Annotated in this window: 18 protein-coding genes, 2 tRNA genes and 1 CRISPR repeat array; of the genes, 7 read left to right on the top strand and 13 right to left on the bottom strand. The window is 59.6% G+C overall.

The genetic code is table 11. The annotated features are described in order from the left end of the window. Positions 1–169: 169 nt before the first annotated feature. The gene (locus ACKFRT_RS05395; RefSeq protein WP_408926036.1) at positions 170–835 is read left to right on the top strand and encodes a hypothetical protein; all 666 of its coding nucleotides are present in this window, start codon (positions 170–172) and stop codon (positions 833–835) included. A gap of 96 nt (positions 836–931) precedes the next feature. On the opposite strand, the gene ACKFRT_RS05390 is transcribed toward ACKFRT_RS05395, so the two are convergent. After that, positions 932–1,246, bottom strand: coding sequence for a hypothetical protein (locus ACKFRT_RS05390; RefSeq protein ID WP_408926035.1), 315 nt, complete (start codon positions 1,244–1,246; stop codon positions 932–934). Between the two features lie 131 nt (positions 1,247–1,377). Here ACKFRT_RS05390 and ACKFRT_RS05385 point away from each other — a divergent pair, with 131 nt between their 5' ends. The 4 genes from ACKFRT_RS05385 (at position 1,378) to ACKFRT_RS05370 (ending at position 5,646) form a co-directional block, all read left to right on the top strand. Next, positions 1,378–2,478, top strand: a complete 1,101-nt coding sequence (locus tag ACKFRT_RS05385; RefSeq protein WP_408926034.1) for an S-(hydroxymethyl)mycothiol dehydrogenase — start codon at positions 1,378–1,380, stop codon at positions 2,476–2,478. Between the two features lie 78 nt (positions 2,479–2,556). Further along, entirely contained in the window at positions 2,557–3,198 is a 642-nt protein-coding gene (locus tag ACKFRT_RS05380; protein WP_408926033.1) for an MBL fold metallo-hydrolase, read from the top strand. Positions 3,199–3,223: 25 nt separating this feature from the next. Beyond that, positions 3,224–5,368: a heavy metal translocating P-type ATPase gene (locus ACKFRT_RS05375; RefSeq protein ID WP_408926032.1), complete on the top strand. Its 2,145-nt coding sequence runs from the start codon at positions 3,224–3,226 to the stop codon at positions 5,366–5,368. Beyond that, positions 5,368–5,646: a metal-sensitive transcriptional regulator gene (locus ACKFRT_RS05370; protein WP_034967151.1), complete on the top strand. Its 279-nt coding sequence runs from the start codon at positions 5,368–5,370 to the stop codon at positions 5,644–5,646. The genes ACKFRT_RS05375 and ACKFRT_RS05370 overlap by 1 nt, the downstream gene beginning before the upstream one ends. Before the next feature lie 46 nt (positions 5,647–5,692). Here ACKFRT_RS05370 and ACKFRT_RS05365 read toward each other — a convergent pair whose 3' ends face one another. Continuing rightward, a complete protein-coding gene (locus ACKFRT_RS05365) occupies positions 5,693–6,304 on the bottom strand; it encodes an Ltp family lipoprotein (protein WP_408926031.1) in 612 nt (203 codons plus the stop codon). Positions 6,305–6,562: 258 nt separating this feature from the next. On the opposite strand from ACKFRT_RS05365, the gene ACKFRT_RS05360 reads away from it, so the two are divergent. Beyond that, positions 6,563–9,385, top strand: coding sequence for an exonuclease domain-containing protein (locus ACKFRT_RS05360; RefSeq protein ID WP_408926030.1), 2,823 nt, complete (start codon positions 6,563–6,565; stop codon positions 9,383–9,385). Between the two features lie 89 nt (positions 9,386–9,474). Here ACKFRT_RS05360 and ACKFRT_RS05355 read toward each other — a convergent pair. After that, positions 9,475–9,547, bottom strand: a tRNA-Asn gene (locus ACKFRT_RS05355). Positions 9,548–9,781: 234 nt separating this feature from the next. Here ACKFRT_RS05355 and ACKFRT_RS05350 point away from each other — a divergent pair. Next, positions 9,782–9,858, top strand: a tRNA-Ile gene (locus ACKFRT_RS05350). A 260-nt stretch (positions 9,859–10,118) separates the two neighbouring features. On the opposite strand, the gene ACKFRT_RS05345 is transcribed toward ACKFRT_RS05350, so the two are convergent. The 10 genes from ACKFRT_RS05345 to ACKFRT_RS05300 form a co-directional block, all read right to left on the bottom strand. Continuing rightward, positions 10,119–10,352, bottom strand: a complete 234-nt coding sequence (locus tag ACKFRT_RS05345) for an antitoxin VbhA family protein (RefSeq protein ID WP_408926029.1) — start codon at positions 10,350–10,352, stop codon at positions 10,119–10,121. A 25-nt stretch (positions 10,353–10,377) separates the two neighbouring features. After that, positions 10,378–13,394: direct repeats of the CRISPR family, unit length 28 nt; unit sequence GGCTCATCCCCGCTGGCGCGGGGAGCAC. Positions 13,395–13,496: 102 nt separating this feature from the next. Then, on the bottom strand, positions 13,497–13,820 hold the full coding sequence (cas2e, locus tag ACKFRT_RS05340) for a type I-E CRISPR-associated endoribonuclease Cas2e (protein WP_408926028.1): 324 nt from the start codon (positions 13,818–13,820) through the stop codon (positions 13,497–13,499). Continuing rightward, on the bottom strand, positions 13,817–14,758 hold the full coding sequence (gene cas1e, locus ACKFRT_RS05335) for a type I-E CRISPR-associated endonuclease Cas1e (RefSeq protein WP_408926027.1): 942 nt from the start codon (positions 14,756–14,758) through the stop codon (positions 13,817–13,819). The genes cas2e and cas1e overlap by 4 nt, the downstream gene beginning before the upstream one ends. 15 nt (positions 14,759–14,773) lie before the next feature. Then, complete coding sequence (gene cas6e / locus ACKFRT_RS05330) at positions 14,774–15,448, bottom strand: type I-E CRISPR-associated protein Cas6/Cse3/CasE (RefSeq protein WP_408926026.1); 675 nt, start codon at positions 15,446–15,448, stop codon at positions 14,774–14,776. Then, positions 15,445–16,152 carry a type I-E CRISPR-associated protein Cas5/CasD gene (gene cas5e, locus ACKFRT_RS05325; RefSeq protein WP_408926025.1) on the bottom strand — a complete coding sequence of 236 codons (708 nt, stop codon included), beginning with the start codon at positions 16,150–16,152 and terminating at the stop codon, positions 15,445–15,447. The genes cas6e and cas5e overlap by 4 nt, the downstream gene beginning before the upstream one ends. Then, positions 16,152–17,282: a type I-E CRISPR-associated protein Cas7/Cse4/CasC gene (gene cas7e / locus ACKFRT_RS05320; RefSeq protein ID WP_408926024.1), complete on the bottom strand. Its 1,131-nt coding sequence runs from the start codon at positions 17,280–17,282 to the stop codon at positions 16,152–16,154. The genes cas5e and cas7e overlap by 1 nt, the downstream gene beginning before the upstream one ends. A gap of 25 nt (positions 17,283–17,307) precedes the next feature. Then, a complete protein-coding gene (gene casB, locus ACKFRT_RS05315; protein ID WP_408926023.1) occupies positions 17,308–17,955 on the bottom strand; it encodes a type I-E CRISPR-associated protein Cse2/CasB in 648 nt (215 codons plus the stop codon). Between the two features lie 9 nt (positions 17,956–17,964). Beyond that, positions 17,965–19,635: a type I-E CRISPR-associated protein Cse1/CasA gene (casA, locus tag ACKFRT_RS05310; protein WP_408926022.1), complete on the bottom strand. Its 1,671-nt coding sequence runs from the start codon at positions 19,633–19,635 to the stop codon at positions 17,965–17,967. 124 nt (positions 19,636–19,759) lie between these two features. Then, positions 19,760–22,612, bottom strand: a complete 2,853-nt coding sequence (gene cas3, locus ACKFRT_RS05305; RefSeq protein ID WP_408926021.1) for a CRISPR-associated helicase Cas3' — start codon at positions 22,610–22,612, stop codon at positions 19,760–19,762. Positions 22,613–22,882: 270 nt separating this feature from the next. Then, a complete protein-coding gene (locus ACKFRT_RS05300) occupies positions 22,883–23,560 on the bottom strand; it encodes a nitroreductase (RefSeq protein ID WP_408926020.1) in 678 nt (225 codons plus the stop codon). Between the last annotated feature and the right edge of the window lie 175 nt (positions 23,561–23,735).

Below are 23,735 nucleotides of genomic sequence, written 5' to 3'. Positions count from 1 at the left end.
CGATATTCCCTCGAAGAATTACAATTTGAATGCACGCGACTGGTCAGGCGGTAAAACCTTGGGTATCACCACCGGGCGCTATATGTGCCCAGAGTATGATGCCAACGCACCAGCTAATGCATGTACTTGGTCAGAGCCCGTTGACACTCATCTATAGACTGGCTCTCCAATGAATAAACACGGCATCGAGGCAACTATTTCACTAGCTCAGAAAATGGCCGCTACTAGGGGGTGGGATGAAAATAGTGAATACCTCCAGCCACGGGCCGTTCCAATCGCGGACGTAGTTGGAGACTTCATGAAGCCCTCAGAGGATTTCAGCGTGGAACTTAAAGGCACCATCTGGCTCGACACATACTCTGATTCGAAAGCATTTACATTACTAGCTTCGCCCTTAACCAGCCTGTTTGAATACACCATTGAGGGGCGCGATCCCCGTTCAAACCTTGATCTACTCCCGACGCCTTGGTCAAACCCTCACCACGGTTCTACGCAGGGGAACCGCACCTACGTTCCAAGAGGCGATATGCACACTCCGCCCTCGTTGGTGTTCTTCCAAAGGCTTCCAATATGGGGGCAGATCAACAACTCTTCACCAGAACGCCTAGTTCCCACCGAGGCGTGGTATCTACCAATTGGATTTACCATCGTTCGATGCACATCTCTCGATGGTTTCAGTTCAACGGACATGATTATTGACCACTGGGGCCGCTACCTCGTCTTTTATAGGCAAGTCGTCAACGAAGAGAAGGTAGTGGAAATGCGTGTCACCCAAGCGCAGCGTAAACAAGACCCGCGAAACAGTCCTTTAGTTCGCAACTATTGGTCGCTTTAAATTCTTTCACCCGCAGATGAAGCGCCCTGGGTTTAGTTCCGAACCAGAGATACTTCATTTGAACCACTCACGTCGCGAGCGCGAGTGTTCCGATGTTCACTTAAAGGGGTTCTTTGGCGCCCTTTTGGACGGTTCAATGCGGTCATTTGGGTGCACATCATCCGCCTCGACGATGGTGTGGCCCTCGCCCAGGGAATTGCGGGTAGAGCGGTTCAGATCGCGGACCTCGTGCATGCGCGGTTCCGGATCCAGCCGGTTGGCCAGTGCCTTACGGCCGGAACGCACAACGGCCTTGGTGATATCCGAGTTCACTGCGGTCTGATAGCCACGGCGGATCTGTTCGTAGCGACGGCGACCGGCCTTCGTGCCCATCAAGTAACCCGCGGCGGCGCCGACGACGAGCTGGATCATGTTGGCTCCTAGGAGGTTGCGTTGGAGGTTGTGCTACTTAACGCGCCTAAGCGCAAAGCGTTCGTTCAAACGTTAATGCCCCCAGCTTACGCGAATCCCCCGAGGCAATAGAAGCTCGTACAGTGGGTGACATGACTACAACTGTTAAAGCGGTAATTTCCCGCGCGAAGAACGAACCCGTCGAACTGACTGACATTGTGATTCCCGACCCGGGCGAAAACGACGTGATTGTGCGCATCCAGGCTTGCGGCGTGTGCCACACCGACCTGGCCTACCGCGATGGCGGCATCACCGACGATTACCCATTCCTGCTGGGCCACGAGGCCGCCGGCGTGGTGGAGCAGATCGGCGACCGCGTGACTCACGTGGAGGTCGGCGACTATGTGGTGCTGAACTGGCGCGCCGTGTGCGGCCAGTGCCGTGCCTGCAAGAAGGGCGAGCCGAAGTACTGCTTCGACACGCACAATGCATCGAAGAAGATGACCCTCACCGACGGCACGGAGCTAGAGGCCGCCCTGGGCATCGGCGCTTTCGCTGAAAAGACGCTGGTTCACGAAGGACAGTGCACCAAGGTGAACCCGGATGCCGATCCTGCCGTTGCGGGTCTGCTGGGATGTGGCGTCATGGCCGGCCTCGGCGCCGCCGTGAACACCGGTGAGGTCAAGCGCGGCGAGTCCATCGCCGTCATCGGCGTAGGTGGCGTGGGCATGGCCGCGATCGCCGGTGCGGCCGTTGCTGGTGCGACGAAGATCATTGCTATCGATATTTCGGACGCCAAACTCGCCCGTGCCGTTGAGGAGTTCGGTGCAACCCACACGATCAATAGCTCGGAACTTTCGGACGAAGAACTGATAGAGAAGGTCCAGGAGATCAACGGGGGATTCGGCGTGGACGTTGTGGTAGACGCCGTGGGCGTGCCCAAGACGTTCAAGCAGGCGTTCTACCTGCGCGACCTGGCTGGCCGTGTGGTGCTGGTGGGTGTGCCGACCCCGGAGATGACTCTGGAGCTGCCGTTCCTGGACGTGTTCAGCCACGGTGGTGCGCTGAAGTCCTCGTGGTATGGCGACTGCCTGCCGGAGCGCGACTTCCCGATGTACGTGGACCTGTACCAGGAGGGTCGCTTCCCGCTGGATCGCTTCGTGGATGAGCGCATCGGAATCGATGGCGTGGAAGAGGCCTTCGAGAAGATGAAGCAGGGCGAGGTTCTGCGCTCCGTGGTGGAGTTCAAGTAAGCAGCGCGAGTTCAAACAAGCAGAGTTCAAACAAGCAGAGTCCAGACTTGCAGAGTTTAGACTTGCAGAGAGGAAAGCATGAGCGAGCACAAGTTTGAAAACCCGCAGATCGAGCAGTTCGTAACCTCCGGAAAGTTCCGCCTGGACGGCGGCGAGTGGGACGTGGATAACAACGTGTACCTGCTGGTCGAGGGCGACCGTTGCATCGTGGTGGATCCGGCACACGACGCGCAGGCGGTGATCGACCACGTAGGTGACCGCACCGTGGAGGCGATTCTGCTGACCCATGCGCACAACGACCACTGCGAGCTGGCCCCGGAGCTGGCGCAGAAGTGGGGTGTGCGGGTTTATCTGCACCCGGACGATCGGATGCTGTGGGAGGAATCCAACGGCGATGCTCCGTTCATCCCGATCGACGTGGAAGATCCGCGCTGGGCCAATTGGGGCGTGCGCCTGTTCCACACCCCGGGCCACTCCCCGGGCTGCATTGTGGTGGAGGTGCCGGCGCGTAACGCGCTGCTATCCGGCGACACGCTGTTCAACGGTGGACCGGGAGCAACGGGACGCAAATACTCCAGCTTCCCGACGATCATCGAATCGCTGCAGTCGACGGTGTTTAAGCTGCCGCACGATATGAAGGTGTACCCCGGCCACGGCGATACCACTACAGTGGGTGCCGAGGCCGCGCGCATCGAGGAGTACATCGAACGTGGATACTGATACCCCCTAGGGGTATAATGGGGGCATGGCTGTAATTGACCTCGACATCACTGGCATGACGTGCGCCTCCTGCGCGAACCGCATCGAAAAGAAGCTGAACAAGCAGGAGGGCGTGACCGCCACGGTTAACTACGCCACCGAGAAGGCGCACATCGAAACCGGGGAAGGCGCACCCGCCGAGGCGGATTCGTACATCGCCATCGTGGAGAAGCTCGGCTACGGAGGCAGCGTGCCCGCGCCGGTAGCCCCCGCGGACGACCCGGCCGCCAAGGAGCTGCGCGGCCTGAAGCGCCGCCTAGTGGTCGCCATCGCGTTGGCCACCCCGGTTATCCTGCTGGCGATGATCCCGCCGCTGCAGTTCGACTACTGGCAGTGGGTCAGCTTCGCCCTGGCCACCCCGGTGATCCTGTGGGCGGGCTGGCCTTTCCACAAGGCCACGTGGGTGAACCTGAAGCACGGCGCGGCGACGATGGATACCCTCATCACCGTCGGCACCTCGGCGGCTTACCTGTGGTCGCTGTATGCGCTGTTCTTCGGCCATGCGGGCGATCCCGGCATGCGCCACGGCTGGTCCATTCTGAACCACGCGGGCGACCCGATGGGGGACATATACTTCGAGGTCGCTGCGGGCGTGGTGACCTTCGTGCTGGCGGGCCGGTACTTCGAGAAACGTGCTAAACAGCGCGCCGGGGATGCCATTCGTGCGCTGACAGATATGGGCGCCAAGCAGGTCACGGTGCTGCGAGATGGCGTGGATAGCGCTGGTGGTGCCGGTGTGCAGGAGCAGCTGATCCCCATCGAGCAGCTGCAGGTCGGCGACCACTTCCTGGCTCGCCCGGGGGAGAAGATCGCCACGGACGGGCGCATCCTCGACGGCCTCTCTGCAGTGGACGAGTCCATGCTTACCGGCGAGTCGGTGCCCGTCGATGTCGGCCCCGGCGACGAGGTCACGGGAGCCACCATCAACACCTCCGGCCGCCTGGTCGTGGAAGCTACCCGTGTGGGCGAGCAGACGAAGCTCGCACAGATGGCCAGGCTGATCGACGAAGCTCAATCGGGCAAGGCCGACGTGCAGCGCCTGGCCGATAAGGTCTCCGGCATTTTCGTTCCGGTGGTCATCGTTATCGCGCTGATTACGCTGCTGTTCGCGGGCTTTAGCAATGCGGTCGCGGTGCTGATCATCGCGTGCCCTTGCGCCCTTGGTTTGGCGACGCCCACAGCCTTGCTGGTTGGCACGGGCCGCGGGGCCGAGCAGGGCATTCTGATTCGCGGACCCGAGGTTCTAGAGGGCGCGCATGCCATCACCACCGTTGTGATGGATAAGACTGGCACGGTGACGACGGGCACAATGCGGGTAGTCGACGTGGAGCCGGCAGGCGGCACCCGTGAGGATGTTCTGCGCGCTGCGGCGGCGGTGGAGGCGTACTCGGAGCACCCCATCGGCCGGGCCATTGCAGAGGCCGGCCGGGAGGAGTTTGGTGGCCTGCCGGAGGTCACTGGCTTTAGGAATCTGCCTGGGCACGGCGTAGAGGGAACCGTCGACGGCCAGCTGATACGGGTTGGCCGTGGAGACGAGGGGGCGTCCACAAACAAGGCAACCACAGTCAACGTGAGCGCAGATGGCCGAGCGATCGGCACCATCAGCGTGGCCGATACGGTGCGCCCCACCAGTGCCGAAGCGGTGCGGAAGATGCACCAGATGGGTCTAAAGACCGTGCTGCTGACCGGCGACAATCAGCAGGTGGCGGACGCCGTGGCGCGCGAGGTCGGCATCGACGAGGTGATCGCCGGGGTGATGCCGGAGGACAAGGTGGCGCACATCCGCTCGCTGGAGAATGTGGCGATGGTTGGCGACGGCGTGAACGACGCGGCGGCATTGGCAACTGCCGACCTGGGCATCGCGATGGGTTCGGGGACGGACGCGGCGATCGAGGCGGCGGACATCACGGTGATGCGCGACGATCTGCTGGCCGTGGCTGATGCGCTGCGACTGGCACGAAAGACGCTGCGGACGATCAAGATGAACCTGTTCTGGGCGTTTGCCTACAATGTGGCGGCGATCCCGCTGGCCGCATTCGGGCTGCTAAACCCGATGCTGGCCGGGGCGGCGATGGCGCTATCCAGTGTGTTTGTGGTGAGCAACAGTCTGCGGTTGAAAGGATTCAAATAATGCACGGTTACTTGAGCGACAAGGAGCGTTACCTGGCGCGGCTGAAGCGGATCGAAGGTCAGGTGCGCGGGCTGCAGCGGATGGTGGATGAGGAGCAGTATTGCATCGACATCCTCACGCAGGTCAGCGCGCTGCAGTCTGCGTTGAAGGGCGTGGCGCTGGGGTTGCTGGACGACCACATGAACCATTGTGTGCGGCACGCCGCGGAGGCTGGGGGAGAGGAAGCCGAGGAGAAGCTGGCGGAGGTATCCCAGGCCGTGAAGCGGTTGGTTCGGTAGGTTGCTGGGTAGGTAGGGGTTAGCAGGGGCAGGGGGCAGGGCTGCGTTACAGGTGGTCGATGGCGTACTGAGCCTGCTCCTCGGTAAAGCGTTGATGAACCTTCAGCATGTACTTGAGCTGGTCTTTCGGCAGCGGCGGACCCTGCTCGTTGATCTTGCGCGCGGCCTTTAGAGCTTGCTGGTTCCAGTCTGGGGCGAGTTTTTCGATGGACTTTTTAATCTGCTCTTCGGAGAAGCCTTGCATTTTCAATTGGAAGCGAAGCATCTTTTCGGAAGAGAAGAAATCTAGAGCCATCTGGGCGGCATCATCGGCTTCTTGCTGAGTCTTGGATTCGTCGACGGGCGGGATGAGATTCGGATCTTCCAAGTCGGTGGGAATTCCCGGAATGCCGGACGTCGCACCGGAAGCTGCTGGAGCGGCGGGAGCCGTGGAAGCAGTGGAATCCATGGCGCCACTGTTAACTTCGGAGGTTTCGCCGTCTGTGCCACCGTCTGAGTTCTCAGTGGACGACACAGCGGGTTTCGCCTCGCCGTCCTGGCTGTGGTCTTTCTCGTTCGTCGTGTACCAAACTGCGGCGACAGCAATGCCGATAAGGACAATGGCGCCGATGAGTAGGAAAGCGAGCTTGTTTTTAGGTGCTTTGTCGGGGGAGTTCATCTGTCTAGATTCCTGGGGTTCGAAAGGGGGAGTAGGGGGGGCAAGTGGCGCAGGCACATTGCCCGGCTGTAGTTAAGGATTCGCTGGGCGGGGTGTTTTGTTCCCGGTGGCTGGCTCTTTACCAACAAGTTGTACTGGTTTGGTGGTTGACTATTAGGTGATTTTCATATCATTTTGAATCAGAGCTCCACGACTACCCACCCAAATGGTGCCCTTTCATGCGGGCTTCCGATACGGCAGAAAGCGAAAAACACTCACATGTCCAGCCCCACCCAACCCCAGTTTGCAGTTCTCGACGTGGAGACGACGGGCTTCGGCAAACACGATCGGATTGTGGAGGTCGCTGTTGTTCATGTTGACGCCACAGGTTCCGTAACCAAAACCTGGTCTACCCTCATCAACCCAGAGCGGGACATCTCCAACTCGTGGGTGCATGGGATCAAGGCGGTCGACGTGGCCACAGCGCCGACGTTCGACGACATTGCCTCGGCTCTGTCGCATGAGCTGGATGGACGCATCTTCGTGGCTCACAACGCTGCCTTCGATGCGCGCATGGTGCGCCAGGAATTCGAGCGGGCTGGCATCCGCGGACTGAACCTGATCGATAATTTCCTGTGCACGATGCTTATCACCGGCCGGGTGCACCGATCGTCGGGGCGTAGCTTGGACTCCGCGCTTGCCTACGCCGGCCTGAGCAACGACTGGCCCCACTCTGCACTGGGCGATGCGATGGCGACGGCGGAACTCCTCGGTCACTACATCGCCACCGGCAATGTGCGCATCAATGGCGTACAGCCGGTGGAGGCACTGCGAGCGCTGGGAGCATCTCTGCCGGTGGCCACACCGGTGCCGCGTGGGGAAGGGCGGACACAGCCGGGCGCGTGGGTACGCGATCTCGCCTCCGGCGTGCCATTTAAGGGCTTCCCGAACGTGGACAGCTACTTGGAGCTGCTGGAACGCGCAATGTTGGACCGGATACTCACAGCTGGCGAAATTGAGCAGTTAAAGGAATCAGCCCGAGATCTGGGAATTGGGCAAGAAGAGGCCCGCGAACTTCACGTGAACTTCGTGCGCCAGCTAGGTCTGTTGGCATGGGCTGATGGTGTGGTCACAAATGACGAGCGCACCGAGCTGGAGGGGGTAGCGGAATCCCTCGGGGTGGATCAGAGCGTTGTAGATGAGGTTCTGCAAGGGTCGAGCGTCGTTGAGTCTAAGGTATGCCAGCCAGAGGTCGAGGCCGATTCCTGGACAGAGAAATTCGCACTTAAAGTGGGCGACCGGGTGACCTTCACTGGGGCGATGGAGCTGCCGCGTGAGACGTGGGAAACTCGCGCAGTCGAAGCTGGGCTGACAGTTGGAGGAGTGACGAAAAAGTCGAAACTATTGGTCGCCGCAGACCCGGAGTCGCGTAGCGGGAAAGCCCGTAAGGCACTCGAGATCGGTGTGCCCATCGTCAACGAGGCTGCCTTCGCACGCTTGCTCGGTGAGATGGACGTGGCGGACCGTGCCTCCTCTGTGCAGGTGGATGCGGTCGGCGCCCTTCAGTGGAATTTGTACGAAGACGCGGGCGAGGGGGCGTCATTCTACGAAGAGCCTGAAGAAGCTACTTACAGCGACGAGGAAGCACCGGCGGTGGTCGTGCTGGCGGAGTTCTTTGCGAATGCGGATGCGCGCGAACAGCTTATCCTGCAGGAGCGCTTCGCAGCTGTGAAGCCAAAGACGTTAGATCAGCTGGGGCTAAAGATTGGCGTGACGCGTGAGCGCGTGCGACAGATCGAAAAGGCTGTGCTGAAGCGGCTGAAGGAGGTTGCGAAGGCCGGGCCAGTCGCGGAGCTGATTGAGGCGATTCGTGCTCAGGCCTACCCGGTAAGTACGCTGCAGCAGATCGTGGACAGCCACCCCGAGTTGGACGAACAGGTGGAATGGTGGGGTGCGCCCTTATGGCTGATTTTGGACCGGTTAGACGATTCCTTCCTGGTGGAGAAGGGCTGGGTGTGCTTCCCGGATCTCAAGACCGCTGCATCACGGACGAAGGAGCTACTGCAGGAACGCACGAACGCGGAGGGCGTGGTGCGGTTGGACGAGCTGCAGACGGATCTAACCCCGGCGCTGCTGACAGAATGGCTGCGGCAGTGCGGCTACCAAGTGCTGGAGAGCCATGTGCTGACGCGCGTCGGTTCACTCCCGGCGCGGGCAGCGGGCATCCTTTCCATCCGGGGTGTGCCAATGAGTGTGGCTGAAATCTATAAGGCCGTGGGGCAGGGGCGCACGGAGCGGTCGTTCCGCAACGCGCTGAATGCGAACGACGAGTTGATGCGCACGAGCATGGACGAGTGGGCGCTGCGACGCTGGGGTGGCGAGGAGTATTCCTCTTTGAAGGATGCCATTGGGCTGCGCGTGCAGCGAGCCGTGGACGCCGGCGAGGCTGGTGTGCCGTTGGCCGACCTACTGGATGAGCTGCCGAAGAAATTTGGGGTGGCCGAGAATTCGGTTCGGGTCTACGCCGGGGAGGGCGACTTTGAACTGGTGGATGGCCTAGTGATTCCCCGAGTATCGGAAAACGTGAATAATGGCACGCCCGAGGAATCTGATCGCATGTACATGCGCGATGGCCGGTGGCAGCTACTGCTGACGGTCACCCCGGATCACCTGCGTGGATCCGGTTGTCCGGTGCCGAGTGGTCTGACCGCCATGCTGGATGTGCGCTACGGGGAGCCGCTGGAGATACCGAGTGAATTGGGCCCGCAGAAGGTCTATTGGGCGACCATGCATACTTTGGGGTCTATTAAGCGGTTTTGTGACGCCCTTGGCTTGCAACCGGGTGACCGCGCCTGGGTTGACGTACACGAGGGGCAGTGGTTTGAGGTGCGCCGTGCTGCGGGGCTGACGGGTGCTACAGGACTGGCCGGAGTAGCAGAGTACATGGGTGAATCGCCGGAGGGAACGGAAGCGGAACTGGAGGCTCGGATTGCCCAGGCTCTGGGCTTGCGTTCAGACGCGCCACGGCGCAAGATTCTGGCGCGGGTCCGCCACCGGGGTGCAAGTGAAGTGGTAGATGTGCTTGAGGGGCTGTGGGTGTAGTGGGGACGTAGCAGCTTCCGCCGTGGCTACCGCTCGAACGCGAACGCCCCGACCGTCCGCGTGTGCAGCCGATCGGGGCTTGTAAGTTGCTCCCCCAACTGGGCTCGAACCAGTGACCTTTCGATTAACAGTCGAATGCTCTGCCAACTGAGCTATAGGGGATTAAGTTGTGTGAGCTCGGGGGTTAATTCCCTTGCCCTGTGCAACGAGAACATACTCTATATGCCAGTGGTGTAAACAGACAAATCGGCTGCTCAAGAGTTCATTTCTGGGGGATAGATAGGAGTGCGGTCGGGGTTGGATGCGCCGAAAGCGGGGTATATGAGTGCCGGTGCCGAGCGGTGTGGTTGAATCTTTTGTGAGCAAGCCACTCGGTTAGAGTGGTTTGGCTTCACTGGGGCTATAGCTCAGTCGGTTAGAGCCGCGGACTCATAATCCGCTGGTCGCGGGTTCGAGCCCCGCTGGCCCCACCATAAACAAGGAAGGTGTGCACTTGGGTGGGTGTGCACCGGTGAACACTTCGGATCCGTATGTGGAGACGTTGTTCTCGCGGATCATTGAGGAGCAGTTAGCATTCCTGCGACGCGAGGTGCAGGTGGGGTAGGGGGCTTGAGGCCAGTTTCCCAGGGGTATCTCCGCTGGCGAGTTGCACACTTTGCCGCGACCTTTTCGAGGTCATCAATGTCAGTGATACCAAAGAGCTTGTCTGGTGCTAGGGTGCTTTTCTTTTTCACTACTCCGTGTTTTTTGCCTTGGCGATGCGCTGGCGGAGGACTTCGGCGCGTTCGCTGTCGCCGTAGCCATCGCGTTCCAGTACTTGCAGTACGGCTTCGTCGCCGGTGAGTTCTCCTCGGAAGATGCGGCGAATGTCTTCTTCATCTTGGTCTGTCATGGTGTATCCGGCCATCGTCATGGAGGCGCGGACGGCAGCGACCTTCTGATCTTCGGTGCGGTTATCGGTGGTCATAGTCCTTACTCCTTTTGAGTCGGCGGGTTCATCCCCTCTGGCGCAGGGAGCACCCAGCGGGCACGAAATCACTGGTTACCCAGTTCGGCTCATCCCCGCTGGCGCGGGGAGCACCAGGGGCGGGGGCTCCTTTTCTCAACGGGCATAGGCTCATCCCCGCTGGCGCGGGGAGCACAGGGCGCTCAACCACTACGAAAATATTCCCATAGGCTCATCCCCGCTGGCGCGGGGAGCACAGGCGTTTAGGCGGGTAGAGCTACGCGGGCTTAGGCTCATCCCCGCTGGCGCGGGGAGCACAGTGACACGGCTAATGACCCGCTCACGGCGGTGGGCTCATCCCCGCTGGCGCGGGGAGCACACATCACCTCCAAGGCCACGGTGAACCTACTCAGGCTCATCCCCGCTGGCGCGGGGAGCACGCCGCCCGGAGGAGCGAGCACGGAGGCGTCGCGGGCTCATCCCCGCTGGCGCGGGGAGCACGCATGGCGTTACGTGTAGCGCTATAGTGTACCCGGCTCATCCCCGCTGGCGCGGGGAGCACTTTCCTTAATTTCCATGCAGAAATTCCATAGTGGGCTCATCCCCGCTGGCGCGGGGAGCACCCAACTGGGCTCGAACCAGCCGGGCGCACCCCAGGCTCATCCCCGCTGGCGCGGGGAGCACAGCTCGATGGGGTTCAGTGTCAGGGCGGGTAGGGGCTCATCCCCGCTGGCGCGGGGAGCACAGCTCGATGGGGTTCAGTGTCAGGGCGGGTAGGGGCTCATCCCCGCTGGCGCGGGGAGCACCACTACATACCGCCAGTGTTTCGCACCCACAACGGCTCATCCCCGCTGGCGCGGGGAGCACGCGACGTCATCCGGCAGGGACTCCACAGCCTTCGGCTCATCCCCGCTGGCGCGGGGAGCACTTACCGAAGCCCTTAACGGTATCCTGACCACCCGGCTCATCCCCGCTGGCGCGGGGAGCACCTACACGGCGCTGGATAGGTGCATGGATGCTGAGGCTCATCCCCGCTGGCGCGGGGAGCACGCCATATGTACTCCCCCTGCTGGGCTGGATTTCGGCTCATCCCCGCTGGCGCGGGGAGCACAGGTACGTGCCGTCGGGCAAGTGCACAATGTCGGGCTCATCCCCGCTGGCGCGGGGAGCACCGATTTAGCGGGGATTCATAGGCAGGTTTTGCGGGCTCATCCCCGCTGGCGCGGGGAGCACTGGAAGTTGCGGGATTCTCTACTCCGGTTGGAGGGCTCATCCCCGCTGGCGCGGGGAGCACCTCATGTCCTCTCTTGCAGTGAGTTTTTCTTGCGGCTCATCCCCGCTGGCGCGGGGAGCACAGGTCACCTGGCCGCCGAAATACTACCGAGGGGGGCTCATCCCCGCTGGCGCGGGGAGCACGGTGGGGTGAAGCTCACCGATGAGCTGCTGAAGGGCTCATCCCCGCTGGCGCGGGGAGCACCCCGCAGCCAACGCGCCACGCTTCAAGGTTTTAGGCTCATCCCCGCTGGCGCGCGGAGCACAGAGCCCAGTAAAGCTCGAGCTCATTCGCGCAATGGCTCATCCCCGCTGGCGCGGGGAGCACCCACTATGAGTGTGTCGGTCGGAATCGGCAGACGGCTCATCCCCGCTGGCGCGGGGAGCACTTATCTATGGTGCCGGATTCCACGACGAAGCCGGGCTCATCCCCGCTGGCGCGGGGAGCACATCTCCGCAATATCCCCGCCAACGCCAATCGAGGGCTCATCCCCGCTGGCGCGGGGAGCACGGATGGTAATAGCCGACTGTGTTGGGTTATTCGGGCTCATCCCCGCTGGCGCGGGGAGCACATCTCTACGCCCGCCGTCCCCCTCATGGAGCAGGGCTCATCCCCGCTGGCGCGGGGAGCACCCGATCAGTGCTTGCATGCTCGTCGCGGCCTTGGGCTCATCCCCGCTGGCGCGGGGAGCACAGCGGTGGGCAGGTGTCGAAGGCTTATGAGCTGGGCTCATCCCCGCTGGCGCGGGGAGCACAGGCACGGGAAATTATCGCTGCCGAGGGGGCTGGGCTCATCCCCGCTGGCGCGGGGAGCACTGTTGCTGTCTGAGGGGAATGGCCCGGCTATTGGGCTCATCCCCGCTGGCGCGGGGAGCACTTCTGACCACTGTGCATGTTCACCTTCTTAGTCGGCTCATCCCCGCTGGCGCGGGGAGCACTCCGGGAAAGCAAAAGCGCGGAGCTGAAGCATGGGCTCATCCCCGCTGGCGCGGGGAGCACGCAGCATCAAGGACAAGGAGGCTAAGGCGGAGGGGCTCATCCCCGCTGGCGCGGGGAGCACGGAACGACGAGACGGAACTCATTGCCCCGCTCAGGCTCATCCCCGCTGGCGCGGGGAGCACGTCGACGATGACGCTCTGTTCACTGCTGCGAAGGGCTCATCCCCGCTGGCGCGGGGAGCACACTTGGCTTAATAACAACCCAAGCATTAGCGAGGGCTCATCCCCGCTGGCGCGGGGAGCACTCAGCATGGCCGTTAGCCTCACCTAGCGACTTCGGCTCATCCCCGCTGGCGCGGGGAGCACATTGCCCAGGCCGCGTAGCTTCGCTTCCGCACCGGCTCATCCCCGCTGGCGCGGGGAGCACACAACAACTAAGTGGCCAGGTAAAGGTAATGGGGCTCATCCCCGCTGGCGCGGGGAGCACCGGGCGGGGGGTGAGGCTAGACGGGTACCGTTGGGCTCATCCCCGCTGGCGCGGGGAGCACGTGATCGGGAGCATGGGAGCGCGGAGAATGTGAGGCTCATCCCCGCTGGCGCGGGGAGCACACCCTCAACGATGACCTGGCCATCCTCGAGGTCGGCTCATCCCCGCTGGCGCGGGGAGCACCTCGGACGCTCAATAGGTTGCGGGCGTGCACCCGGCTCATCCCCGCTGGCGCGGGGAGCACGGCAAGGCGGAAGACGTCGACGATGACGCCCTGGGCTCATCCCCGCTGGCGCGGGGAGCACGCCTGGTGGGTGTTGTGCTGGCGGGGTCGAATCGGCTCATCCCCGCTGGCGCGGGGAGCACACTCGCTGAGCTGTGGTTCTTTGAGCCGTAAAGCCGATTCTAGTTCAACTTGTTTTCCTCTAGATCATCGGAGCCGTCGGTGCCGAGCAGCCGGAAATCCTCTTATCGTCGCCGTGCCTTGCTCCAACCACGTCGCCGTGGCGAATCCGCCCTATTATTTGGCCGCGTAATTAAGTTCACGCCGTCAAAATCAGTTGGAACCCAGTTATGTCGGTGGGTCTTGAAGTCAAAGCCTTGCTCGTTCGCGGCCTGAAAAACCATGATTGCGCGTCCGTCCTTCACCAGGTCGCATGTTCGCTCCCAAACCTGGTCGCGCACCCTGGCACTGGGGCGCCCTACAAACACGCCGGGAGAAATCTCCAACAGCCACCTTGTGAGGTCACCACGAAGACCCGCCGGGCAGGCAGAAACTACCAGAACCATCATCCGATAGGCCCCTCGTCTGCCCAGTTATGCCCTGACGAAACAACCTCCAGGTCAGACCACAGCACCAATTCGGCGTCAATGTTCTGAGCTTCGGAGCTCATCTCCATAAGGAACATGACATCCCGAACCATGGTTGGAATGAGGTTTTTCTTCACCACGTAGTCCCGGATCACGCGCCGAATATTCACGTCGGCGGTTAGCTCATTTTCTGCTACCGCGTCGAAAGCTGCCGGAATCGACACTTCGGCCTTGTACAGATCTGCAATGTCGTAAACGAAAGCGCGCTCCGTACCTTGGTGGACCACCCCAAGCGATGGAACGAACCCTAACGATGCAATGACCGCATGTGCCACGCCGTACAGCGCCGCATTCGCCGCGGTTAGAGTTCGATTGATCGGGTCGCCACTAGAAAAATTCTGCGGATCGTAATTCCGTTTCTTCCAAGTCACACCGGTCCGCGCGGCCTCGGCCTGATAGATCTTCTTCATCCGAGATCCTTCACGTCCGCGAAGCTGCGCCATCGTCGCACGCGAAATATCTTCGCCAGGGAAGCGCATGGCGTACATCTGTCGCGCGCAGAATAGCCGGCGGCGCTGGTTACTTACTATTGACGCCTGCGCCTCCGCCGCTGCCGATGAGTTCGAAAGCGAACGCCCGGATGCGTAATAGCGCACCCCTTTCTCCCCAACCCACACAACAGAGACCCCGGAATCCCCTAACAGTGCCATGGCGGCATAAGTTACCTTCGTACCCGGACCAAGGAGCAAGGCTGCGATCCCCGTCGCCGGTACGTGGGTGATTCCGCGTTCGTCTGCCAGTGTGACTGCATTGTTATCGCGGTTTACAACGCAGCGCTCGGCGTATAGGAAAGAGATTCTGTCCTGTACCCGAGGCAGGATGGGGCGATCCATAGGCGACTTCGAAGGATGTTGTGCCATGGCTCAATCCCTTACTTAGGCCGACGTGCTGGTTTTGGGCTTGGCCAGTGTCAACAGGCCACAGCCGTAGGCCTTGCCACGGCCAATGCCTTCGACGAGGGATTTCTTGAACATCTCAGCATCGTCGATCTGCAAAGTGCCACGGTAACGCACGGTTCCAATGACCACCTGTCGTCCCTTGGGGTTAGTCGCCAATTTAGAGAAACGCAGTGTCTTACGCTCAACGATCAGTGTTTCCAGGGGAGTGAAACCACAGCTCTTGGCCTTGGTACTAAACCATTCCAACTGAGCTTCCTCGCCCACCAGCGCGGTGAGCTTACCGCGGGTTCCCCGCGGCGCTCCGGGAGTCTTCTTGGCCGCGACGGGGTTAAGAACTACCTCGAAATGCCATTGCTGCCCGTTCGCCAGTGCATCGAGTAGGCGGTCATAGCTCGCCTTCTGCGGTACATTCTCGGAACCAGTCTGCTCTGCGATCTTGCTGGGGTCACAGCTATCGGGACCGACGATGTACACAGCATGTTCGTCGGAGCCCCGAATCTTGCCGTCATGGCGCCAGAGAATACGTTCCTTGTCGCCAACCTCTTTGGGAAAGCAACTTAGAACCGCGGCGTGCATGGCCTGCGGATTTCCCAACAGCTTTCGAGCTTGTCGGCCTTTGGGATCTAGGTGAAGACGAGTAAACGTCGTCATGCCTGCATCACCGCCTCCATGAATGGATCGTTGGTTGAACCGAGGTCGTTCTCAACGGGCACCCCAGTCTTGTCTTGGACGACTTCTCGCCATCCGTACTCTCGGTGCTCTTGAGAAAAGGAAATCGGTACGTCTCGTGTGGCAATGCCGGTTTCCCCCCTGGTGGCGTCACGAAAAATGGGCAGCGAGAGCTTCGGCGCCCTTGTCTTCCTGTGCGCGCGGGTAGCTTGCCATTCGGTTGCACGTAGTGCCTCGATTGCTGAACCATCAAACGTTCCGAGGAAAAGGTTCGGGGGAGCAGGGCAAGAGCGGCGTCCGAGGAAAAGTGGGAAACGTGGTCGCCGAACAGCCTTCGCCAGTTCGCCGATGAATGAGTCATCGTCTGACTCAACGGCAGCGACGAAGATGGCATCTTCCAGGTAGTAGCGCGTGACCAGGCTCGCGTTATCCTTCGGCCGTGTCTGCCACGGCTGAGCCGTCTGATAATCCCGTAGGAGTGAACCCGGCTGATCCACGCGGACGGCGAACGTTAGCGCCGCAAGGTCTTGCAGATCGTCCGAGCGTTGACGTCCCTGCGCAGCGGCGAGGAGCCCCAACACACCGGACTTGGTGGGTGCTTGCTCGGTTGCGCGTTGCTTGAATCGGCTGCTGGCACCCCACGATTGCATAGGGCCAGAAAGCCTAAGTAGAAGTGTGGAAGGCATTAGTGCTCCTGGGCGGAAGCTTCTACGACCGCGTCGATCAGCTCGGGCAGGGTTGTCTTTTGAGCCAGGTTCTGCTCAACGAAGGCATCGGCCAGGTCGCCGAGAGACATTACGAAAGCAGCTTTCGGGTAGAAGCCGTAGGTGTTCTGGATCTGCTCCGCTTCACGCGCTAGGCGGTCGGCTGCGGACTTGCGACGACCCTGGTTATTTTCGGACACGACGGGTTCTTCGAAGGCATTGACCAGGGAGATGGAGCGATCATCGCGTACGGTGACGTAAACGAGCTCCGGCACGCTGTTGTGGGCAAAGGTGTTTTGCTTACCCGTGGGCAGAGACGTAATGAAGCTTTCGGTGAAAGCCTTGATAGCTTCGGCTGTAACTGCCTTGTCACCAAGATTCTCAGCCAGAGAGTCGACATCGATCGTGGCGAATCGGTACAGCGTAGAGGACATCATCTGCACCGTGCCCATCATGGCTGCGCCGACCTCCTCGTCAGCCTCCACCATGTCGTCGACCGCGGTGTAGAAGTCAAATTCCGGTTCGGACTCATGGACACCGATTGCGTGGGCGACCTGGACGGATGCGTCGACGTTAAAGTCAGGGGCATCGGCAACCATGCGACCGAACATGCTGATGTCCACGCCATGTTCCTGGTCGAAGAGCGCGCTTACGTCCTTCTTGGTGAACTTTTTCTCCTCGCGGTGTTTGATTGCGTATTCGGCGAGGTTGTTGACCTGGCGGACGCTCAGGAAGAGCAGGTAGCCAAGTTCATTCTTTTGCTCGTCATTTTCAGCATCGGACTTGGCAGACTTCCGCTTAGTCAGCTTGAAGCCAGCAGCTGTGAAGATATTTTCTGCCAGCGTGGTAGCTTCGGCTTCCTCGATGGATGCATCCAGCTCCTGGATACGGTCCGCTAGCAGTTCGATTGCGCGGCGTGTGCGGTATCCCACGAAGCCGGTAGGGAACTTTTCGCCGAAGTCCTTGCGGATGGCGCGCTTCCATGCCTGAGAGGACACGCGCTGACGGGGTGCGCCACCGAAGATTGCGGTTTTCGGAGCACCGGTGTCATCACGGTTGATGAGGCTCGGAGGAAGGGTCTGAAGGGCGTGGAAATCAATGGTGATGGACATGGGACAATCCTTTTAAAATGGGGGTTTAGTTTTCTGTTTGGTTTTCTTCGGAAGCGGAGGAGCGGTCGGCGTCGCGTGCGTACATGGCAAAGGCGAAGTCACGTCCCCATCGCAGCAATACGCCGTTCCGGGTGCGTGGGTTAGAAAGCTTGCGCAGATCCGCTGCGAACCATCCGTAGTTGAAACGAAGCCCCTTCGAACGGAGTAGGGAGATCAACGAGCGTGTCTGAATCAGTCGGGACTGTGCTGTACGAGCAAGCACTAGGGCATCGAAGCGACCCTTGATGGACTTTGATTCGCTGGCATGCGCAAGTTGGCCACAGGCAGTGGCAAAGGAACGTGAGCTGTCGTGTGCCTCGTGGGTGGCGCCCTGCATGTGGAGGGCGAAGAAGGCGAGTGCGTGGAATGCAGCTTCCTCGGATGGCGAGGGGGCGTCTCCATGACCTAGCTCTTTTGCAGACAGCGGCTGAACTAGCGAAGAGAGAACGCGCTCGAAAACGAGTGGACTCTGAAGTGCCGGTTGACCAGCGGACTTCCGCAGCTCAGCGAGTGTTCCCCGAGCCTGAGCCTGGTTGGGGTAGCCAGTACGACCCAGATAATCGGCCTGCAATTGGCTACATGTTGCAGCGACCGATGAACTCAGCCGTGGCTGCTCTTCAGTGAGTTGGTCCATGGTTAATTCCTATTCTTGGTGAGTATTACTGGGTTTTGGACGATCTTCGTACCGAACGGTACGAGGAAGAATCTCGCGTAGCTTCTTCTTTAACCAGCTCATAACCGTTCCTGCGGAAACGAAGCGCTCGTCGCCGTTGGATTCAAGAATCCTGCCAACAAGTGCTTTGGGGCCGGCTCCGACAAGGAGTACATCCGCGTGCCGCAGTACAGCGTCGCGAACAATTAACTCCCAAGCCGTAAGACGCGTTTCCAGATCCGCCTCGTGGAGGGTTTTCATCCACTCGCTAAACTTCGGCTCGAGCTCGGCCAGCAGAGTGTCGGTGGCAGAGGGCTGGAACTCGTAGTCACCACCTGCAGCTTGGAAAAGCTGACCGGCAAAGCTGCCTAGCATGGTTCCTGCTTGGCTTGTCGCTGCAGCGAGGTTGAGTATTGATTGACGCTGTTTAACAGCGGGTTGGGGAAGCAGCTCCAGTGGCAGCGCGATTTTTGTACTAATGCTGATGCCCACGACCGAGCTATTTGAGCCGTACTGCAGGGAGGACATGGAAACGTTCAGGGTTTCCGGGAGCTCAACTCCGTTTTCTTTCAAATCAGCGAGCTGATCGATCGTCTTGGGGCGTTCAGGAGCCCGGTTCTTCTTGTCGTAGACCGGGTCGGTTTCCAAAGCAATCAGTGGCTCCAAGCTGCGCCACATTGTTCGCTCTGCCTCGAGCGGCTTGGGGTAGTAGACATCGGTACTCTTGGTGGACTTGTTCTTACTGAACCGATAGGGCGTCGTCGGGTCATCTTTAACGTTCGCGTTCGCGTGGGGGATACGATCCCCATTCGATACGAGAACTTGAGTAATACGCCCATCCTCCGGGAAGAGGCGAACTCGCCGGGATTGCCAAGTAACAATCTCAACCGGCCCCTTGGGGTAGATACCGTCTTTGTTCGTAGGATCCAGACGTTGTGCAGAGGTGTCTGGTTCGCGTTCCCACACTGGTAGATCACCTTCGGCCTGGAGAGCCGTTGTGGTGGTGTTTAAGGCGAGGGTTTCCTGCAGGTTCGACCCGAGAATGATTGTCGCGGTGATCGCTCCAGTCCAACCAGTGCCGATTGGGTAGCCTCTCCCGCCTTTGACGCGCGGGTCGCCAACGGCACCTGATTTGATACCGGAATAGTCGTAGGCCTGGACGTAGATGAGCCAACGTGCCGCTTCGGCATAGGTAAGAGACAGTGCGCCTTCGCCAGCGCGGAGTGTGAAGTAATCATCCTCAAAATCCGGCACGAGCCGACGCACATCGGATGTTGCATTCTTGCTTGTATGCAGGTCAGCTACCTGCATAAACGGTTTCTTCGGATCCAGTAGGTCGAAGCGGTCTGCGAATCGCTCCAGGTATTCCAGCACGGTGGTATCCGCTTGGTTTTCTTCGGCAGCTTCCAAACGGTCAGAAATCCAGTCGACCATGTCCAGTTCTTCGCCTGGGGCGAACTCAAGCTGTTCGCGGTAGGCACACCAGTAAATGGCCAGTAAAAGGCGATAAATGGCTACGTCCTGCAGTGGACTGTCACCGCGAATGGTTGCAATTGAATGGGAACCGTCGAAGATTTCGCGCAGGCTGAGCTCGGCAGTGGAGCCATCCGTCAGCGTCGTGATAATCCACGGTTGATCCAGAAGGCTAAAGCTCTCCGTCACGTTAAACCTTCCTTTCTGTGTAGCTTCAGTTGGTTGTTGTCGAGGCAATTGCCGGGGTGTACTAGGCCTAGGGAGGGCGGGTTGAAGTTCTTGTTTTCCTTGAAGTTATCCGTATGGCAAACATTTAGGTGTCTTTTCGTAAATCTGGAAAGCCTTCAGTTTGAAGTCCGAGTAGCTCGGAATAACTGACCTTCACGCCGGTCAATGTGGCCTCCAGGTTTTGGTTAAGACGCAGTGCGACCTGGCCTCTCAGCAGGTAGTGGTCAGCCCATCCTTCGGGGGTTTGCTCCTCCAGCCGGTCGACCGTCCGATCCCACACGTCGTCAAAACGGGTGAACATCGCAGGCAAGCGCACTGTGGATGCGGCAAGACGGAAGGCCGTATCAAAGTCCGGGATTGTCGTGTCCTCCAACACTCCAGGTTGCTGGCTGTCGTCTGCCAGATGGAGAGTGGAGTATCCATACTCGCTGTCGATAATGGGGATAACCTCGATACTGCTTTCAGCATCGCGTACAGATGCTGTGGCTTTGACCTCTTCCTGCGATCTATCCCGGACTAACTGCTCATAAAGGCTATCCAGTCGGTTCCCCGTCTTCCCGGGGCTTGGAATCCTAAAGACTCTGGACCTGGACAAATCAGCAGAGTGAGTCGCGAGCGATTTCGTGCGTGAATTGTCCCAGCGATCTGACCAGGCTTCTGGGAAGTCATGATTCGCTTCAAAGTCGTAGGCCTTCTGAACTAGGTGTGGTACATCGGAAGGACGTCGGAATCCTTTCTCCGATACTTCTGTGGAGAGCAACCTGTAGGTCGTGAGCAACAACGCGTCGTCGTAAATGTGAGCCGTGCCGGAATCCCACTCAGGCTGTGGGGAGGTGTTTGAGATTCCGCGGATATAGATGTGAGCATCGCGTAGCTTCGCCGGCCGGTCACTGTCCGGCCGCTGGTGACGGTGTAGGCGCCCTGCCCGCTGAATGATTAGATCCATTGGGGCAATGTCAGTGATCAAGACGTCGGCGTCGATATCAAGGCTCTGTTCCAGGGTTTGGGTACCGCATACGATGCGCAGGGTGGGGCGCCCTTGTTCCTTATGCGACGCCGGTCCCAGTTCGTTTAAGAGCTCTTCTTCATGGCGCGTGCGATCGAGGCCGGTGAAGGCAGAGTGGTGGAGGCGAACCTCACCAGGGAATGCTGATTCCAGTGCGGCGAATGCTTCCTGAGCTCGTTTGATGGTGTTGCATATGACGAGAGCTACGCCGCCCTCGGAACAGAGTTCTTTAAGGAGGCGCGTGAGGTCTTCGACAGAGTCGTCGATGAGCTCCACGTGCGCATGCATGTCGTCTGGCCGAGGTAAGACGGCTTGCTCACAGACTCCGTCCGTATCAACCAGGGTGAGAAGGGGATACCCTTCATTGGTCAGCGTGTGGTCTTGCTTCTTAAGCTGGCCGCTATAGGCGGACACGAGTTCATTTTTTCGACTGGTCGGCAGTGTGGCTGACAACAAGATAACGGGTACACCGTAAGCGGCCAACCAACGCAGGGTTTCAGCCAGGTATTCGTTGGTGTACGTCGAGTAGGCGTGGACTTCATCGAAGATTACGACCTTCCCGGCAAGCGCCAGGTGCCGCAGCATGGAGTGTCGGATCTGCAGAGCCATCATCAGGACTTGATCGATGGTTCCGACAGCGAAGTTTGAAAGTAGTCCGCTTTTGCGTCCGGAAAGCCAGTCAGTAGCAATGACTGTGCCATGGTCGGCGCAGTCCTCACCGATGTCGCTGTAGCGGAGCTTTCGGTAATCGCTGTTGAGTTGATTCTTGCCATGGGCGAGGTAGAGGGAGGAGACGGCTGAGTTTTCAGTGATGTTCTCTACCCAGCGAGAGAAACGCTTGAACAGGCCATTTGCGGTTGCCATAGTGGGGGCTGCCAGTATCGCGCCTGTAGCTTTATTGAGCTGGGCAAACTGTTGAGCAGCGTAGAGTGCGGCTTCGGTTTTCCCCTCGCCGGTTGGGGCTTCGATGATAAGCAGCGAAGGTCCGGGGGCTTTGTCCCTGAGCAACTCCGCTGTTGCGAGTTGCACGGGGCGCGGTGTGGAACTTTCCGGCCAAGAGAAACTGGTGCGGTAGTTGTAAGCGATGCTGGAAGGATCGCCATCTAGCTGTTTGAACTCTGTGTGGAGATTGAACTCTGCCAACCTCATTCCCTGCGTGATGCGGTCAGACTGTGAGTCGCTGAAGCGGAGTGGAAAGAAGTTGGTGTTTGAGGCCAGCCAATCGCACATCACCATGAACCCGGTGATGATCTGCACTACCGTGGTAGGCAATCTCTGGCCGAGTGAGTTCAGAGCTGTTTGGACGTTTGTAGTGTTTGCGAGGCTATCCAAAATCTCGTTGACGGCAGCCTGCCACTCGGGAGGATAGTTGTCTACGAACGAAACAACGGCTTGTCGACCGCTAGTATCGAGCCATCCATGGTGAGCTTCAACCGCTTGAGTCAGGGACAAAGCGACCCGTGGTTTGAGCCCATGTTCCCCGAGCCAGCGGGCCAACAACTCCCGCGAATATAGTGGGTGAGCCAGGGCTGCAACTTCCTCATCTGCGTCGAGGTCTGGGATGGGGACGCCGGCGTTCTCTAGCGGGAAGAGAAGCGGGGTATTGGTTTCGGGGGAGCGAAGCTTACGTAAGAACGGGCTGCTAATTTTTCCGAGGTCGTGGCTTGCTACGAGGAATACGGTCAGTGAGCGAACTTGATCGAGGGAGAGTCGTGTAGTGCGGCTGAGGAAGTCCTTGATCTGCGGGGAGAGCCAGGAATCCCAAAGGTAGGTCGCAACCGCGCCGGAATCGACAAGGTGCTGGACGAGTGACATAGGGCCGGTTTCGTCGCCAGATTTGGCTAAGAACGCGCTGGCTATGGGGGAGAAGTTATTAATTACTCCGTTCCAGGATTCTAAATCGAACGATGGTGCGGAATTGTGGTCTGTCATGTCTGCTGACTTTCGTAGTGTTGTGTGTACAAACAAACTTAGCAGCGCTTCTTAAACCATGCAATACCAAGTTGGAAAAATTTTTCGCATACCTCGACCTTGGTGAAACTTGCTGTTTTTGTAGGGTGGGGGTTAGTGGCGCCCATGCTTCCCCGCGCTAGCGGGGATGAGCCGTTGGCTTTGCATGGTTCAGTGCAGGGATCCACTTTGTTCCCCGCGTCAGCGGGGCTTTTTAGTTGTTGCGTCGTTTCCCCGTGCCGGCTTAACGCCCTAAAGGCTCAGCCCTTCAATCCCGTGCACCGTCACCGTTTCGGACAGTGCAACACGGCCCGGGTTCGTATTGAACACCGGGCTTGATTCATCCGCCCGGCCGAAGGTCAGTGCCGTCACCAGCTTGTACTCCTCATCCACGCCTAGGAACTCGCGCACCGTCGGCGCCAGCAGCGAGATCATACCCTGCGGCACACCGTGGTAGCCGTGGGCAGTCAGGGAAAGTAGGAAGTTCTCCGCGTACGTTCCCTGGTCAAACGCCGCGCGAATGCGATCGCCCATCGGCGGAATAAACATCAAAGCCGAGTGTGGCGCGCCAAAGAAACGCAGGTTCTCGCGGACGAACTCCGTGCGCGCCTCCTTATCCTCACGCGCAATGCCCAGCAGCCCGTACATCTTCGCCGCCAGCTCCTGCGACCGCTGCGGATGCACACCCTGGCCATAGTCAATAGTGAAGTCAGGGTTCAGGCCATTGGTGTCGAACTCCTCAATCAGGGCGGCACTCAAATCCTTCAGCTTCTGGCCACCAATCACGTGGACATTCCACGGCTGTGTGTTGGAGTTCGAGGGCGCGGATTGGGCGTCAAGAAGAATCTCCTTGATGTCCGCCGCCGGGATAGGGTCCGGCAGGAACGCGCGAGGGGAGTGACGGTTACGTATAAATTCAGAGAAATTCATGGACGCCACCGTACGCTTCCCCGGTCAATTGAGTATCGACCCCGCCATTGCCCGCCGGCATCGTCCCCGTTTGAAGAGCCAAAACGCCACACACTGCCGAACAAGGGTGAGCCATCTTCCTTTGATTACTTGAAAGTGATCCGCATTACTTAATATGTGTCTCATGTCTACACCC

The sequence above is a fragment of the Corynebacterium jamesii genome (assembly GCF_046097395.1).
Classification (GTDB): Bacteria; Actinomycetota; Actinomycetes; order Mycobacteriales; family Mycobacteriaceae; genus Corynebacterium.
The sequence above is the reverse complement of the archived record's forward strand: the minus strand, read 5'-3'. Positions and strand labels throughout refer to the sequence as shown.